At 37.8% G+C, this 16,232-nt stretch carries 18 protein-coding genes and 1 pseudogene; 4 read left to right on the top strand and 15 right to left on the bottom strand.

Annotation, left to right across the window (positions count from 1 at the left end):
- Positions 1-90: 90 nt before the first annotated feature.
- Together ACG916_RS15740 and thyA are read right to left on the bottom strand one after the other, a co-directional pair.
- Positions 91-1,326 carry a tyrosine-type recombinase/integrase gene (locus tag ACG916_RS15740; protein WP_419330599.1) on the bottom strand — a complete coding sequence of 412 codons (1,236 nt, stop codon included), beginning with the start codon at positions 1,324-1,326 and terminating at the stop codon, positions 91-93.
- Between the two features lie 99 nt (positions 1,327-1,425).
- A pseudogene (gene thyA / locus ACG916_RS15735) lies at positions 1,426-2,028 on the bottom strand (thymidylate synthase); the annotation flags it as partial.
- 174 nt (positions 2,029-2,202) lie between these two features.
- Here thyA and ACG916_RS15730 point away from each other — a divergent pair.
- Positions 2,203-3,000: a YwqG family protein gene (locus ACG916_RS15730; RefSeq protein ID WP_336954543.1), complete on the top strand. Its 798-nt coding sequence runs from the start codon at positions 2,203-2,205 to the stop codon at positions 2,998-3,000.
- A 407-nt stretch (positions 3,001-3,407) separates the two neighbouring features.
- Positions 3,408-3,935, top strand: a complete 528-nt coding sequence (locus tag ACG916_RS15725) for a hypothetical protein (RefSeq protein WP_004726489.1) — start codon at positions 3,408-3,410, stop codon at positions 3,933-3,935.
- Between the two features lie 107 nt (positions 3,936-4,042).
- On the opposite strand, the gene ACG916_RS15720 is transcribed toward ACG916_RS15725, so the two are convergent.
- The 3 genes from ACG916_RS15720 to lgt all read right to left on the bottom strand — a co-directional run bounded on the left by ACG916_RS15720 (position 4,043) and on the right by lgt (position 5,705).
- Positions 4,043-4,414 carry a hypothetical protein gene (locus ACG916_RS15720; RefSeq protein ID WP_419328715.1) on the bottom strand — a complete coding sequence of 124 codons (372 nt, stop codon included), beginning with the start codon at positions 4,412-4,414 and terminating at the stop codon, positions 4,043-4,045.
- Positions 4,414-4,800, bottom strand: coding sequence for a hypothetical protein (locus tag ACG916_RS15715; protein ID WP_336954546.1), 387 nt, complete (start codon positions 4,798-4,800; stop codon positions 4,414-4,416). Before ACG916_RS15715 ends, ACG916_RS15720 begins: the two co-directional genes overlap by 1 nt.
- Positions 4,801-4,886: 86 nt before the next feature.
- Positions 4,887-5,705: a prolipoprotein diacylglyceryl transferase gene (lgt, locus tag ACG916_RS15710; RefSeq protein WP_336954547.1), complete on the bottom strand. Its 819-nt coding sequence runs from the start codon at positions 5,703-5,705 to the stop codon at positions 4,887-4,889.
- A gap of 94 nt (positions 5,706-5,799) precedes the next feature.
- On the opposite strand from lgt, the gene ACG916_RS15705 reads away from it, so the two are divergent.
- Positions 5,800-6,582 carry an NRDE family protein gene (locus ACG916_RS15705; protein WP_419328748.1) on the top strand — a complete coding sequence of 261 codons (783 nt, stop codon included), beginning with the start codon at positions 5,800-5,802 and terminating at the stop codon, positions 6,580-6,582.
- Between the two features lie 52 nt (positions 6,583-6,634).
- Here the strand turns inward: ACG916_RS15705 and ACG916_RS15700 are convergent, their stop codons facing one another.
- The 4 genes from ACG916_RS15700 to tatA all read right to left on the bottom strand — a co-directional run bounded on the left by ACG916_RS15700 (position 6,635) and on the right by tatA (position 10,860).
- The gene (locus ACG916_RS15700) at positions 6,635-8,800 is read right to left on the bottom strand and encodes a PhoX family protein (protein ID WP_419328717.1); all 2,166 of its coding nucleotides are present in this window, start codon (positions 8,798-8,800) and stop codon (positions 6,635-6,637) included.
- Positions 8,801-9,383: 583 nt separating this feature from the next.
- Positions 9,384-10,166 (bottom strand): twin-arginine translocase subunit TatC, encoded by a 783-nt coding sequence (gene tatC / locus ACG916_RS15695; RefSeq protein ID WP_056514073.1) that lies wholly within the window; start codon positions 10,164-10,166, stop codon positions 9,384-9,386.
- Positions 10,163-10,618 (bottom strand): Sec-independent protein translocase protein TatB, encoded by a 456-nt coding sequence (gene tatB / locus ACG916_RS15690; protein ID WP_336954551.1) that lies wholly within the window; start codon positions 10,616-10,618, stop codon positions 10,163-10,165. The genes tatC and tatB overlap by 4 nt, the downstream gene beginning before the upstream one ends.
- 17 nt (positions 10,619-10,635) lie before the next feature.
- Positions 10,636-10,860, bottom strand: a complete 225-nt coding sequence (gene tatA / locus ACG916_RS15685) for a Sec-independent protein translocase subunit TatA (protein WP_004726505.1) — start codon at positions 10,858-10,860, stop codon at positions 10,636-10,638.
- A 174-nt stretch (positions 10,861-11,034) separates the two neighbouring features.
- On the opposite strand from tatA, the gene ACG916_RS15680 reads away from it, so the two are divergent.
- Positions 11,035-11,910, top strand: a complete 876-nt coding sequence (locus ACG916_RS15680) for an AEC family transporter (RefSeq protein ID WP_419328719.1) — start codon at positions 11,035-11,037, stop codon at positions 11,908-11,910.
- A 133-nt stretch (positions 11,911-12,043) separates the two neighbouring features.
- Here the strand turns inward: ACG916_RS15680 and rdgB are convergent, their stop codons facing one another.
- The 6 genes from rdgB to metX form a co-directional block, all read right to left on the bottom strand.
- Positions 12,044-12,667, bottom strand: coding sequence for an RdgB/HAM1 family non-canonical purine NTP pyrophosphatase (gene rdgB / locus ACG916_RS15675; RefSeq protein WP_419328721.1), 624 nt, complete (start codon positions 12,665-12,667; stop codon positions 12,044-12,046).
- 84 nt (positions 12,668-12,751) lie between these two features.
- Positions 12,752-13,249 (bottom strand): hypothetical protein, encoded by a 498-nt coding sequence (locus ACG916_RS15670; RefSeq protein WP_419328723.1) that lies wholly within the window; start codon positions 13,247-13,249, stop codon positions 12,752-12,754.
- A 27-nt stretch (positions 13,250-13,276) separates the two neighbouring features.
- Positions 13,277-13,654, bottom strand: coding sequence for a nuclear transport factor 2 family protein (locus ACG916_RS15665; protein WP_105713372.1), 378 nt, complete (start codon positions 13,652-13,654; stop codon positions 13,277-13,279).
- A gap of 84 nt (positions 13,655-13,738) precedes the next feature.
- On the bottom strand, positions 13,739-14,335 hold the full coding sequence (locus ACG916_RS15660) for a tetratricopeptide repeat protein (protein WP_419328725.1): 597 nt from the start codon (positions 14,333-14,335) through the stop codon (positions 13,739-13,741).
- Positions 14,332-14,925 (bottom strand): methionine biosynthesis protein MetW, encoded by a 594-nt coding sequence (metW, locus tag ACG916_RS15655; RefSeq protein ID WP_004726517.1) that lies wholly within the window; start codon positions 14,923-14,925, stop codon positions 14,332-14,334. Before metW ends, ACG916_RS15660 begins: the two co-directional genes overlap by 4 nt.
- Positions 14,925-16,085 carry a homoserine O-succinyltransferase MetX gene (gene metX, locus ACG916_RS15650; RefSeq protein WP_004726519.1) on the bottom strand — a complete coding sequence of 387 codons (1,161 nt, stop codon included), beginning with the start codon at positions 16,083-16,085 and terminating at the stop codon, positions 14,925-14,927. Before metX ends, metW begins: the two co-directional genes overlap by 1 nt.
- Positions 16,086-16,232 lie beyond the last annotated feature (147 nt).

Below are 16,232 nucleotides of genomic sequence, written 5' to 3'. Positions count from 1 at the left end.
AACTTTGTTGATTGTGTATTGATTTAAATAAAATATTGTTAGTCTTAACCTAGACATTAACTATTTGAGCGGTATTTAGACTGGGACCTTTCATTTTATATCTTTGATACTGATTCTTAATTGAGTTTTTTCAGTTAAACGTCTCATTTTTTCCGCCCTAGTTAAGAGTTCTCCATTTTCATTACACATCGAGTTATAGATGTTATGAGGGATACTGGTATACATTTGGGTCGTATTCAAATGGTTATGTCCTAAGTTTTTTTGTAAGATTACAAGCCGATCTAGATAATCAATTCCTAAATCATTTGATTGCAATATTGCGTATGCATTGCCATGTCTTAGCTTATGAGGTGAGATTTCTCTAGTCATGAGCCCTTTTTTAATAGCACGACTGCTCAAACGCTTAAGCAATTTATTAATAGCAGATGGCGTGTAAGGGGTTCCTTCAGCATTTAAAAAAGCTGGAGTTTCAGAAGGTGTAGAATATTTTCTTGCATGCTTTTTATACAGAGGGGAGGCATGGTACTTTTGAATACGATGAATAGTTGCTGAACTAATTAATGACCACCGAGGTTTTAGCTCATTACCTCGCCCTTTACTACCTAGAACTTCAAGAGGGGCATAATCGGGAGAAATGGGTTTGTCAGAATCATCTGATATAAACGTTTGAGAGTTAAAATTTACCGTATTTTGAATATGTTCAAGCGAAACTCTAGGAAGTTCTGATCGGCGAAGCCCTGAATCGTATAAAAATTGAAGTAAAACTCTTTCTCTTTCAGATAAAGTGGATGTAATCAATATAAATAAATCATCAAGATTACAGGCAACAATAGGGGTCCGTTTTGGAGCTTTAGAAAGATAGCCTCTTTCGTATGGATTATCTTGTCTGAGTGGTATACGACTTTCTGTGGATGAACACAAGAAATCAATAAAAGCACGTATGGTTGCATCACGGTTTCTAACCGTAGAAGAACTAATGTTCTGTTCGCAACTTAAGCAAGTTAAATATTCTTGTATTACATATGAAGGAACAGTAAGAAATACATCATCACTTTCATCACTACTATAATCTGAGCGATTGCGGATATATTGCAGAAAGTAGGTTAGATTTTTACCGTATGTGTTTGCCGATTTATCTGAAATTTTTTCATGCTTGGCGAAATAAGATAAATATTGAGAAATAAGAGGTAGAATTCTACCGTTATCATCAAAGACACCAACTCCGTTAACTCTTACTATTGTATTTAATTTTGAGTTTTGAAATTGCTCATTTAGATATGATTTAGATAAGTCTAAACTTATATTTGAACAAACTTTGATTTCCATACTATTCGCCAAATCAATTCAATGATTAAGTTTTATAGCATACTGTACATAATTTAAAATTTACGATAAACATAAGTGAAGTAGGTGGTTTTAAGCAGCCAACACTTCATACTGTGAATTATTCATATGGGGGAATAAAAAGAAAACATCTGCACTACGTTGATAAAGTTGGCAAGACAACTTTCCATCTTGAACAAAAAATTGGAATAAAGTGTGGCATGGCGGTAAAGCAACTTTACCTGCTTCATTTGGATTCCAGCCAGACACAATCAAACGACGTGAGTTTGGATTGGTCTTGATTTCATTGACCAACCAACTGATTTGGTCAAAACCATCATTTTCAAACAAACCATTATCTTTTTGCGTAGCGCCAAAGTTACGCCATTGATGACCATAGACTGGGCCCAACTCCCCTTCAGGGCGTCCAAAACGGGCAGTCTGCTCAGCGGTAGACCATTCATCCCAAATCGAAACTTTATTGTCTTTAAGATATTGAACGTTGGTGTCGCCTTTTAGGAACCACAGCAATTCAATCACAATTGAGCGGAAATGAACCTTTTTAGTGGTTAGTAGCGGAAACCCTTTTGACAAGTCAAAACGCATTTGATGACCAAATACAGAACGAGTACCAGTACCAGTACGATCACCTTTGTCACCGCCATCGTCTAGGATATGTTGTAGAAGGTCTAAATACGCTTTCATATAGTGTCCAATTTGGGGCGTCCATACGACATAAATGACAGATTATGTCGCATGATTACCCATTCGTAATGTTTCTGAATAGCTTCAGAGTTTATACTAATCTGAGTTTCTTTTTAAGCTAGATTATTTTCTGTTTTGCATCCATCTAACAGCTAAAACTAAGAGTATTTGAAAATGAGTATAAATTTGAATGAGCTCCCAGCATGTTTACAGCCATATAAAACGCAAATTATTGCGACAAAAAAAGACAGTATAGAAATATCATTAGTGCCGACTGAAGATTTACAGATTTGGCAAAGCAAAGTGGGTGGAAATCCCTATTTACCTGTAGAGACGCAATATCCGCAGAGCGCGGAGGGGGATGACCTACAATTATTGGCGCAGATCAATTTTGCAGAAGTGCCAGAAAATCAACATTATCCAAAGTCTGGAATTTTACAGTTTTTTATCAATCCGCATGATGATTTATATGGTCTCAATTTTGATGATCAAAAAAAGCAAGATGGCTTTCGGGTGGTTTTTTATGACAAGATTGAGCAAGATCTTGCACTTTTACAAAGCGATTTTCCAAGTTTTGTTGAGGACGATATTTATAGTCCTATCGCAGGACAGTCTGCGATTCAGTTTGAGAAGGCTGAAAGCTATATTGATATGAATAATTTTGATTTTGCTCAAAAAGTCACAGACCCTTATGAAAAAGATAATGAAGAAGAGTTTTGTGATGAGTACAGTGAAGTTTTTTCCGCAAGCGGTCATCGTTTAGGTGGATATCCATTTTTTACTCAATCTGATCCGCGTGAATACAATGAATCTATTCAAGATTATATTTTACTGTTGCAGATCGATACAGGTGAAGCTGAAGGTATTGAGATCATGTGGGGCGACTCAGGTGTAGGGAACTTCTTTATTCATCCGGATGATCTTGAAAAAAGAGATTTCTCTAAAGTGGTGTATAACTGGGATTGTTATTAAGCACCGACGGCATAATTTCTAAAAAGCTGATGTTGATAACATCAGCTTTTTATTGAAAAAATCTTTATTTGGCATACGATTTTGCTGAATTCATAAAACAAAAGTGTGACTGAATTGACAGTTTAATGTGTTGATTAGATTAAGAAAATATTTTAATGATACGGCCCAGTAAACCTCTATTGATTAATTTTTAAACAAACAAACCCAAGTGATGAATTGTGTAATGTCAGCAGTTTCAGTAGCTTGAGGCGTTACAAATGAGATTTATTAACACTTACATATTTTTTTACATGTTTTAAGTCTACATTTTAAGAATTGCTGATTACTATTCATGGCTTGTGAAAAGTTGTTATTGATTTAAACAAGGTAGTTTGAATCAATTCAAAAGGGCAGTTTGAGGACAATGCATGATTTACGACCACAATGTTAATATGAATGAATACGTGAATCCCACGGTTCATATTCAGATTCGATCGGAAAATCAAAATAATAATTTTCGACCAGATGAATACTTAAAAAATAAAGCATTTGAAACTTTTAAAAATCAAACTGAAGCATTTAAGAAAGAAAGCTTAATCGATATTAGTAAATTTACTGAAAAACTTGTCAGTATGTCACGTAGTACTACTGCACATCGTTGTGCAAGATATGTGCGTATAGCGCTTGAATCAGCTGGTGCACGTTTTTCTGATCATCCAGTTGCGGCTTCAGATTGGGGTTCGACTTTAACTGAGATTGGTTATAAGCAAATCCGTCCTGACTTTGATAATCCTCAAGAAGGTGATATTTATATCATCAACAGTACCAGTCGCCATCGTTATGGCCATATTGCTGGATTTACAGGTTCTCAATGGGTTTCTGACTTTAGACAGCGTAGTTACGATGTGTATAAAGACCCAAATGTAACCTATGAGTATTATCGTTTAGCTGCTTAGTTTCACAGTCAAAATCATTTAATCTATTACGGATTAAAAGATAAAAAAGGAAGCTTTTGGAATGAAAGGCTTCCTTTTTTATTGCAATGCTTTTTTTTACAACATCTTTAGTCAAAACGTTTTGCGCGATTTTGATAAATTGACATGATAAATAGACCTAAAGCAGCAAAGCCAAGGGCTTGAATTGATGTCAATATTTTATGTTGTGCAGGTAAAAAAGCCATTAAAAGCATAAGTGCAAGAAAAGGGTAGATGGAAAATAAAATTTTGAAACCTTGAGTATAGACATTATTTTTAGAGATTTTTAGCCCGAGCATTCTTAATAAATGTGTAGAGATTCCAATCGCTAAACACATCACGGTAAACGTTGGACTTAACTTCTCAATCGTGGTGCAATAATAAATTATTGCGCAGGTTAAGATTGAAATGACGACTTTAATTTCACGACTACAGCGCGCTGAATACCAAAAATCTAACATTATTTAGAGACTTGTTCAGACGAATTTTGATTGAGTAGGGATAGTGGTGAAAAAATACAAACTGCTAGAGCCATAAAACCAATACCTTGAGCGCCTGGGATCAAAATTTCACCATTGTTCATATTTTTAAAAACCAATGCCAAAACTAAAGCCAGTGGAATCCAGGTCAATAAACGATAAAGAAATCCTGTGGGGTTTTGGGCTGCAAAATGAACTTTACAGTAACGACAAATCAGAAAAATAATACCTGTACCTGCAAAAAGTAAAATATTATCAAGGGTTAAAGGCTGGTACCAATAGAGTCCAATAGTGACCAGTACCAATAAAATAAGAAAAATGAGCTTCTTTGCAACCGAGACTTTAGGATCAAACCAAAATTCAAGCATAGTGATTTCGTTTAAATTGGATAATGATAATTTAGCATAAAAAAGGTGAAGCTTAGCTTCACCTTTTTCAACTTAGCTCATAAGGCTTAATTATTTTTTTGTGGACCCCAGTCAAAAATTTTCTTTTGGTAAGCATACCAAATTAACCATAATCCAATCAGAATCATTGGGAATGAGAGGATTTGACCTTTGGTCATCCAACCAAACAAAATATAACCTTGATCCGCATCAGGTTCACGGAAGAATTCCATAAAGAATCGAGCACAGCCATAACCCATTAGAAAGATTGCAGATACGGCATAACGTGGGCGTGGTTTAGCACTATAGAACCATAGAATAAGGAACAGCAGCAGTCCTTCACACAGCGCTTGATAGAGCTGAGATGGATGACGAACCAAATGTAGTGGATCTGTCGGGAAGATCATACCTAGCGCAAAGTTAGGGTCAGAAACTTGACGACCATATAATTCACCACCTATGAAGTTACCAATTCGACCGAACATCAAGCCCGTCGGTACACAGGGTGCAATGAAATCTAGTGTTTCAAACCAAGTTTTCTTGTATTTATGGCACCACAAAAGCATGGCGATCATTACACCAAGGAAGCCTCCGTGGAAACTCATACCACCAGTCCAAACTTTAAATAGCCAGATAGGATCTGCTAAAAATTTGCTAAACTCGTAAAATAAAACATAGCCTACACGACCACCGAGCACAACTCCAAGTGCACCAAAGAACACCAGATCTGAAACCATTTCAGAGTTCCAGTCAGCACGTTGTTTAGCACGATAAGTAGCAAGTCCCCAAGCACATAAAAATGCCAAGAGATACATCAGCCCATACCAATGGACGTTGAGTGGACCCAGTGATATCGCAATTGGGTCAATATTCGGGTAGGTGAGCATTCCTAATCCTTGATTTTCTATTTTGCACAGATTTTAGCTGAAACATATTAAAAATGTTGTACATTCAATGTGTAAACTTCATGGAATGTATTTTATGTGTATTGTGGCATTGGCTTGGCAAGTTTTGGATGATTTACCTGTTTGTTTAATTTCAAATCGTGACGAATTCTACCATCGTCCAAGCACTCAATTACAGTCATGGGCGAACAGTCCGATTATTGCAGGGCAAGATTTGCAATCAGGCGGAACATGGATGGGGGTTACACCACAGGGACGTTGGGCAGTGATTACCAATTATCGTGATGGTGCTGATAAACAAACTTATCCCACTACGCGTGGCTATTTGATTCAAGCCTTTTTAGCGTCAGATCAAACACCAATTCGTTTTGCACAAGCATTGGAAAAGCAGCAAAGAGATTATGCGGGTTTTAACTTATTTGTGGGTGATCGACAGCAAGCTGTTTATATGAGTAATCGCGGTGAAGCCCCACAAGTGTTATCCCAAGGTGTATTTGTCGTTTCAAATGGCTTGATGTCAGATGATTGGGAAAAAACCAAGCATTTACGTAAACGCTTTACCCAAGAATTTTTACCCATGTTGCAAGTCCCTTCTATCTCTGAGCAAGATCTACAATTCGCTGTTTGGGATATTTTAGAAGATGAACGAAAAATTATTCCTGATTTACTGCCCAATACTGGAATTAATCCTGAAATGGAAGCGTTGTTGTCTTCAACATTTATTCAAAGTCCAATTTATGGCACACGCTGTTCCAACTTTTTAAGAATAAGCAGTACGCAGATTGATTGGATCGAAAAAACACAACAAGGTGAACATATGGGGGAGTTAGTCGAGATTAAGCGCACTATTGAAAAATAAAAAGCCATAGCAACTTTCGTCACTATGGCTTTAAAAAAATAAATTTAGTTGATTAGCCAGCAATTACACCGCCATCTTTACGAGTAATGACGACCGTTGCAGAACGTGGGCGAGCAGTCTTGTTGCTTGGATCTTTTTGTGATGCAGGCCAGTTACTTGAAGGCTTATCAAAGCTAGGTGAGCCTTCACCTGGATGTTGAACATTGATAAAAATGGCTTTGTAGTCGGGTGTCATGGTGACACCCGTGATTTCACATTGTTTTGGACCTGTTAGGAAGCGACGCAGGTTTTCATCAGTGACTTGTTTACCCACGATCGTTTCTTGCCCAGCAGATGTTATTGCTTTTGCGCCATCACCGACTTTACCAGGGAGTGCAGCAAGCATCATACAGTTGGTGGTATCTGTATAAGCACCATCATCCGTTTGAATCCAAAGTACACCACGTGGGTCGAACCACATACCATCTGGTGAAGATAAATCATTATTATCATTTAACCCAGACAAGTTGATGTTACTGGCCATTTTTGCTTCAGCACCAAAGAGGTAGATGTCCCAAGTAAAGCTTTCAGCTGTAGTTTTATTATCTTTTTCATGGAAACGGATAATGTGACCATTTACATTGCCTTTACCACCTTCTGGGTCGCTATAGTTTCGTGGATTTGCGGCATCTAATGCATGTGCTGTACCACGGTTCGAGTTATTGGTTAGTGTGACATAGACTTCACCATTCTCTGGGTTCACCGCAACCCATTCTGGACGATCCATTTTAGTGGCTTTGACTGAATCACCGGCTAAACGTGCAAAAGTAGTGACATCGGCTTGAGACTTGAAAGGATAGACGGTATTGCTATCATTTAAACCGTTTTTACCATACGCCAATTCAATCCATTTACCTGTACCATCATTATTGAACTGCGCAACATATAGCTTGCCACTGTTCATATATTTATCGCCAGCGCGATAGCCACCATTTACATCTTTTGCATCCCACTTCGCATCAGATACAAATTTGTAGATATATTCGCCACGTGAGTCATCGCCCATATAGAAGGCTAGATTTTCCCCTTCGATTAAACGGCTTGAGCGACAGTCTTCATGCGCAAAGCGACCTAAAGATGTTCGTTTAACGGGGTTTGAACGACTATCGAACGGATCGATTTCAACAATCCAACCAAAGGTATTTGCGCCGTTTCGATAATCTTTGTCTGCGGAGTCAGCAGTAATTGAAGAGTTCCAGCGGTCATATAAATCTTGGCTTTCGATTGCCCCAATCGCGGTTTCCCAGCCATAACGTGAGCTGGCACCATCTTTTAAACCATAGCGATTCAGTGCGATGATCTCAGCCGCACTACGTTTTGCATCATCACCTTTATTACGCACAAAGTATCCAATAAAGTTTTCTTCTGTGGTGAGGTAAGTTCCCCAAGGGGTATAACCATTACCACAGTTATTATGTGTGCCGCGTGTTTGCTTTGCTGAGCTTGAGTATTTGGTTTTCACCAAGTCTGAACCTGCAACTGTGCCTGCAAAGTCCATGACCGTTGACGCTGTAATACGGCGATTAAATGGAGAACTTTTAACAATCTCTACTTTTTGTGTAGTTGCATCTTTCTTTAATTCAATGACGGAAACACCATGCGCATTGACTTCACGAATCACTTCATCTTCTGGGCGACGACCATTTACTTTTGTTGCACCTTTAGGATGTAAGAAGGTTTGATTAATGTATTCATGATTCATGACCAGTAAGCCACGGTTTGACGCTTTAGCATCATATTTAGAGCTATTGGAATTTAAGCCAAAATAGCTCATACCATCATGACAGTCACCTGAACGTGCTGTAAAGCTGACCCCTGAAGGAACATTGTTATCATCCCAGTCAGGGATCGTCTGCATTAATGGATCACCTAAAGCATAAAGCACATTTGCTTCATAACCCGCAGGAACAGTGACGATGTCATTGAGGTTTTTTGCAACAGGGTTAAAGGTGAATTTTTCAGGTTTTTTAATTGTCGTGGTGGGTGTTGAATTATTGTCATCGTCATCATTACAACCAACTAGGCTCGATGCTAAAGCGAGAGCAGCTGCACCGCTTGCTGTTTTTGTAATTAAACTACGACGAGAAATCCGTTGTTCTAAAATGTCACGGAAATGCGTGTTATTCGAAGTATTGTTATCTAACTCTTGATTTTCATGATATGGCGTGAGGTCTGTCATACGATTCCCTTTGGCTTTAAGTCTTGATTAAATGTGATTTTGATTCAGCTTAAAAACATACAGAACAAATGTGTAAGATCTCTTACTCTTATATTTAATATTGGTTAAATTTAATCTTATTTTAAGAAAGTAATAGGATTGTCATATTTATATTTAGATAATTACTGTGCTGTTCAATTTCTATAAGAATGTAGGTTATGACTGATTAAGCATGATATCTGCTTAGTGAATTGAATAAACTGGATTAACTTTCAATTGTTTTAAAAAATAGAGATTTTTAACAAAGAGCTCTTAATAATAGGCTTCTTTTATAAACGCTTATCAAAAGCATAGATCAGCATAAAATCGCTCTCATCCTATCCGTCTCACGAGGGGAGAAGGAACTTTCGATCGCAATATAATTCACTCAACATGATCATTTTTCGACTTGTGAAATAGATCTAATGTATTTGAATAAAAGGGCAGAAGATTAAGCAATAGACTTGTTTTAATAATTGTTTCTAAAAAAGAATTTAACAATCTTAAAATAAAAATGACCTCAAAAGAAGTCATTTAAATATTAAAAAGTTTTTTATTTTGATAGTTAAGCATCTACAGTTTTACGTTTTTCAATCACTTTACCCAGCAATAAACCCAGCTCAAATAGCATCCACATTGGAATTGCGAGCATGATCATTGAAATTGCATCTGGTGGGGTAATAAACATAGACACGAAGAAACATCCCACCACGATAAAGCGACGCTTTTCAGCCAATGTTTTAGTGGTGACGAAGCCAACTAAAATTAAAACTAAAGTAATAATTGGGATTTCAAAGGTCACACCAAAGACCAAAAATAATTTTAGACAGAAGCTTAAATAACTATTGATGTCAGTCATTGGCGCGACGGTTTCTGGTGAAACACTGATAAAGAAATGCAGGATGGATGGCAATGCAATAAAGTAAGCAAAAGCGATCCCTGAATAAAACAGCACAATACTGCCAAACAACAATGGAAATGCTAGATTTTTTTCTTTTTCGTATAATGCAGGTTTAATAAACGCCCAAAGTTGATAGATGATAAAGGGCATCGCCAACATCAGCGCAATAAAGAAGTTTAACTTAAACGGCGCCATGAAGGTTGCTGTAACATCAGTTGCAATCATGGTTGAGGTTGCAGGTAATTGTTTTCTGAGTGGTTCTGATAACGCAATATAGGTCTTATTGGCAAATGGCAATAAACAAAAAAATATAGCGATGAGCGCGCCAACAATTTTAAATAAATGCTTACGTAACACCATCAGGTGTTGAGTAATCGGCATCGCATCTAAAGGCGGCGTCTCGGTAGATGAGGCATCATGTACTTGTGGTGCTAATGAGTCGCTCATACAGCCACCTTCAATTGCGGTACTTCTTTAACAAGAACAATTTGTGGTCGAGTTACAGTACAGTTTTGTTTATCTAACCAAGTCTTTGACATATAAATAGCGGGAACCGTAATATCAAGTTTATGATAAGTCGTGTGAATTTTATTATTGTCTGTTATTGCGAGATGACTTTCTTGTTCTACAGCAATTTTTTGTTGCTGTAACTCCTGCATCTGAGCCTGCATTTTTTGTTCAAGTTCTTGAATTTTTTGCATCTCTTGTTGCATTTGTTCTCTAAATTCAGAAAGACGTAATTCACGGTCGATGTCATTTTGGACACTACTAATTGCACGTTTAAATTTGCTATACCATTTGGCAGCAAAACGCGCAGCTTCAGGAAGTTTATCTGGTCCCAATACCAACAGAGCAATGATCCCAAACACTAACAGTTCTGAAAATCCAACATCTAACATGATCTACGCCTCACCGATTAGTGTTTTACTGTAGAGTTCACATCAGTATTGCTTGTTTGATGTTCTAGGGTACGCGTTTCAGTCAGTGAAGCAGTTGTTGCCTCTTCTTCTTTAATTGATTTCTTAAAATCTTTGACGGCACCACCAACATCTTTACCTAAGTTTTTCAGCTTTGATGTACCAAATAGTAGAATCACAACAATTGCAAAAATAAGTACATGCCAAATCGATAATCCAGCCATAGTTTTAACTCCTATTTAATAACAGCTATAACAACAGTTATCCATGACAAAAAAGTGACACTAATATTTCAATTTAAAGACAGACAATATTTATAAATTATTTTGATATGTTAAACATCATCTGTATTTGGAAAATGCTAGTATGTTCATGATTTGAGAATAAGGTGTTGTATTGTGGCTTTGTTATTTCCAGTTTTATCATTTATCTGTGGGCTGATACTGGCAAATAGCAAATTTTCAGTAAACTTAAAATCATTCATGTCTTTGCTACTGGCTCGCTTATTTATCCCGATTGTGATTATTTACAATATGGTATTTTATAAATCGGGTAGTATTGCTTTAATCTTATTTGCTTTTTTCTCATGTTTTACGCTTTTCTTTATTTATCTCACGCTGTCTAAAGATCGTTTAGCTTCATTGTGTTTTAGCTATACCAATATGGCATGGCTCGGCTTTCCGATTGCTTTGGCTATATTTGGCCCAGACAATAGTATGCTGATGATACCGCTCTATATCGGGGTTTCAATTTTTGGAAACTCTTGGGCGGTGACTTCGGTAAGTTCAGCCCCGCAATCCAAACAATTGCTTATCAAAAAAGTACTGCAATCGCCACCTGTGATTGCCTTGATCATTGCCGGGCTTTTACGTTGTTTTGATGTGCAACAGTTTCAGGCAAATGATTGGATTAATTGGATTTATACTCTGGCTAAATGGAGTATGAGTTTTACCGGGATGTGTGTATTGGGGATGTGGTTAAGAAAAACTAAAGTCCATATCGAGGATTTACTGTCCAGTACTAAGCTTGCAATATTAAAGTTAGTTTGTGGTGTTGTATTGTGCAGTCTGGCTTATTTCTTTTTACCAGTTCCACAGATCCATCAATATATTGGGGTGATGTTTTTACTGTTTTGTTTACCGCCAGCTGCCAATATTGTCGCATTGGAAACCCACTATCAAGGCACTGGGGTTTCAGCAAAATATATTGCTTCGGGAACGATAGTCAGTTGTGTGGTATGCATCCTATATGGTGTGTTGATTCATTTTTTATAGTTTTATCGGTTGATTGGTTTATTTTGCTTCGTTTTAGATAAGTTTTAGCGATATGCATCATATTCCTCCTTTGCTCAAAGGCGAGGAGGAATCTAACAAAATCGTATGATTTTAAACGGCTGGTTTTAACTGCTTATTTCAAGCTTGCTTTAAACAATTGCATCGCCTGACCACGATGGCTAATTTTGTTCTTTTCTGCTTTACTCATTTCTGCGCTTGAAATATTTAGCTCGGGTAACCAGAACAGTGGGTCATAACCGAAGCCATTTTCACCTCGAGCTTGCTCTAGTACTTCACCTTGCCAGATCCCTTGGAAAATTTGTGGTAAAGGGTCATCTGCATGTTCAACCAATGCCAATACACACACGAACATTGCTTCAATCGCTTGATCGTCTTGGCGTAAAGGCTTAAGGTTTTCCAGCAATTTTGTATTATTGGCTACATCATCGCCATGTTCACCTGCATAACGTGCAGAGTAAATTCCAGGTGCTCCACCTAATACGGGAACGCAAATCCCAGAATCATCAGCAATCGCAGGTTTACCTGAAATACGGCTCGCATGACGTGCTTTGATAATTGCATTTTCAATAAAGCTTAAGCCATCTTCAATCGCGTCTTCGATATTCAGTTGACCTTGAGGAATCACTTCAACGGGTAAAGCCAATTCAGCAAACAATTTTTCAAATTCAGCAATTTTGCCTTTGTTATTGCTTGCGAGTACCAGTGTTCCTTGTGATAACCAATCTTTTGATGACATGATGCAGACTCAAAATTTAAAATTGAGTTATTTTAACTTAATCTGTGTCATAAAATGCGGCTAAATTCTCTCGTCCTTTACGCTTTACTGGATATGTTTTGCTTTTGCGCTAATGCGTTTGTCTAACTGTTGTTTTAAATCGAGAACATCCTCATTTTTCATAAAACCTAGTCCAACATTGAGTTTCTGTTTGCTGTTATCTTTCATGATAAAAAGTAAATAGTATTGTCGATCAAGTAAGGTTTTTTTGAGCTCAACTTCATAGATCTCTGGTATTTTAATGTATTTTTTAATGATCACTCTACCTTTAAAATCAATGCTTCTAATCATGTCTTGGGAGAGGGTTAAAATAGGACGTTGATTGCTAAATATCTGAATAGCTTTATTACTGAAAAAATAAGCAATGAGACCCAATGGCGTAACAAGAAATAGCGAAAAGAGACTTTTTAAGCCATTCTTCCATTCAAATATTTCCAAGATTAAAAGCACGGTCGCAGCCCAAAAGGGGCAGGCCAAAATTCCAGCAAAAATCGCCAAAGGAATTATTTGTTTGCGTGAAGCATAATATTTTTTCTTTTGCATATTTTTCCATACATAGAAGAACTCGATTTACTTCTCAAATGCACAAGTGGTGCCTTGGTGGAAAATCATTTGCCATATACCGTGATCATTCATAACCCAAATTGAACTGCGTAAAGCCACATTGTATTGAGCTTGAGTTGCCACATTGATTTGATGGCTTTGATAGGTCAGTAAAACGCTATGATCAGATAACGACTGAACTTGAAAATCCTGTGCTTGAATGATGTCGGTATCTGTATCGTTTAAAAGTGCTTCAATCATTTGGGCTTTATGCACAACCCACCCTGATTTGGTAATTTCTTTAAAATCTGGATGTAACCGTTGATCAAGTATTTGAAAGTTTTGACGATCACGATGATGCAACCCGCATTCATATTGAATTAATTGTTTGAATAGGTCTTGCATTGTCAACAATCCCAGTTGAAATACTTAAATGGATAGCAGTAAAAAAAGCACCCGAAGGTGCTTTTATGATCGATGAAAATCAAATTATTGAGCTTGAATCCATTGATCTGCACGTTGTGTTGCAGTACGAATTTGGTCTTGAGTTAAGTTAGCAGCCAAAGCAGTTTTTTTGGTTTGCGACATGTTAATCACTTTATTGTCTAACATACCATCACGTGTAGAAAGCTCATACCACTGATAAGCGCCCATGTAGTTTTTCTTTTGCTCTTCCATCACCGCAAGATTAAAGCTTGCACGGTTATCGCCGTGGCTTGCTGCTTTTTCAAAGTATTGACGCGCAGATGTTTCGCTTTTAGAAACGCCTAAACCATCAGCATACATACGACCAACATTCAACTGAGCCGCAGAAATACCTTGGTCAGCCGCAGCTTTAAACCATGTAAATGCTTGTTTAAGGTCTTTAGATACACCGCCAGTACCAGTCTGGAAATGTGTTGCTAAATAAAATTGTGCAGCAGGTTGACCAGCTTTGGCTGCTTTTTGCAAATCTGTCACATTCATATGTGCATATTGTGCTGCCATTGCTGATACAGATTGTTGTTGCTGCGGTACATAGTCCGCATGGGCTTGAATACTCACTAGCCCAAAAAATAACGTACTGCCTAATAATAATTTCTTCATAGAGCGCTCACTCGATAAATAGCGACTTCGCCGAACAAATTCGGTATGGCTTTACTTAAAAAGCTACCTTGTTGGTTCCCATTTACAGCGAGTCGATCAATAATTTGAATCTGATTTTCAGCACATAATGCTTCAAAATCACGAAAGGTGCATAAGTGGATATTAGGTGTATTGTACCACATATACGGTAAGGCATCAGAAACAGGCATCTTGCCTTTCAGTGCAAGGAAAGACCGTGTTTTCCAATACGCAAAGTTAGGAAACGTAATAATTGCTTGTTTCCCCACACGCACCATATCGCGCAGAAGCACATCAGGTGCATCTACAGCTTGCAAAGCTTGTGCCATAACCACATAGTCAAAAGACTGGTCGGCAAAGCGTCCCAAACCGAGGTTTAAGTCTTGTTGTATAATATTTAACCCTTTGCTGACGGCAATTGCAATCTTTTCTTGATCGATTTCTAGCCCATAAGCGTGAATTTGCTGTTTTTTGCTCATTTGTGACAATAATTCGCCATCACCACAACCTAAATCGAGCACACTCGCACCAGCATTGATCCATTTTTCTGCAAGCTGTTGGTCAATACGCATTACAAAGCCTCCTTAGGTGTTGAATTAAGGTGTTCAATACCACCTAAAAATGCACGTAAGGATTTGACGTACAAGGGGATAGGGAATAGGAATGAGTCATGGCCCTGCTCAGCATCGATATCCAAATAACTCACAGGTTTTTGATTGGTAATCAAGGCGTTGACAATCTCTTGCGAGCGTTCTGGGCTAAAACGCCAGTCTGTTGTAAATGACACTACTAAAAAGCGACATTTGGTATTTGATAGGGCTTTAGTGAGTGACTGTTCATATTCACGTGATGGATCGAAATAATCCAAGGCTTTGGTCATGATCAGATAAGTATTGGCATCAAAGTTTCGACTGAATTGTTCGCCTTGATAACGCAGATAGCTTTCAACTTGGAACTCAACATCGAAACCATACATAAACTTGCCTGATTTTAAATCACGACCAAATTTTTGTTTCATGGCTTCTTCAGAAAGATAGGTAATATGACCCACCATACGTGCCAAAATTAAGCCACGTTTTGGATAACTATCGAGTTCTAAATAACGGCCATTGTGAAAATCTGGATCAGACAAAATAGACTGACGTGCCACTTCGTTAAATGCAATATTTTGTGCGGAAAGCTTTGGTGCGCTGGCAATGATGACACATTTTTGTAAACGATCTGGATAGTCCACAGACCATTGTAAAGCCTGCATGCCACCTAAAGAACCACCAATGATTGAATACCAAACATCTATCCCTAAGCGGTCAGAGAGGAGGGCTTGGGTTTTAACCCAATCACGTACAGTCACTAATGGAAAGTCGGGACCGTATGGGCGATTTTCATTTTCAGGGTTAGGTGAAGTGGGTCCCGTTGAGCCACTACAACCTCCAATATTGTTGAGTGCGACCACGAAAAACTTCGAAGTATCAATGGCTTTACCTGGCCCAATACATGCATCCCACCAGCCTGTTTTTTTATCGTCTTCGTGGTGATAGCCAGCCGCATGATGATGTCCTGAAAGTGCATGGCAAATCAAAATTCCATTTGATTTATCTGCATTGAGCTCACCATAGGTTTCCACCATGATTTCATAGCGTGGCAATACTCGACCACACTCAAGCTCTAACGGTTCTTCAAATTCAAACTTTTGTGGAGTAACGAGCCCCACTGAATCAGCTGGAAAAGACACTGGAAATGTTCACCTTAAAGTTTTAGAAGGTCGATAAATTACGAATATTAGAGATATCTAAGACATCTATATAGCTAATAAATTAATGATATTCCATGGTTTTCACAATAGTGTTTTATCATTAAAGTTCACTTTCAGAATGAGTGA

Origin of the sequence: Acinetobacter legionensis, assembly GCF_048552295.1 — a bacterium.
GTDB lineage: Bacteria > Pseudomonadota > Gammaproteobacteria > Pseudomonadales > Moraxellaceae > Acinetobacter.
Note: the sequence above shows the minus strand (reverse complement) of the source record. Positions and strands in the feature narration are given on the sequence as shown.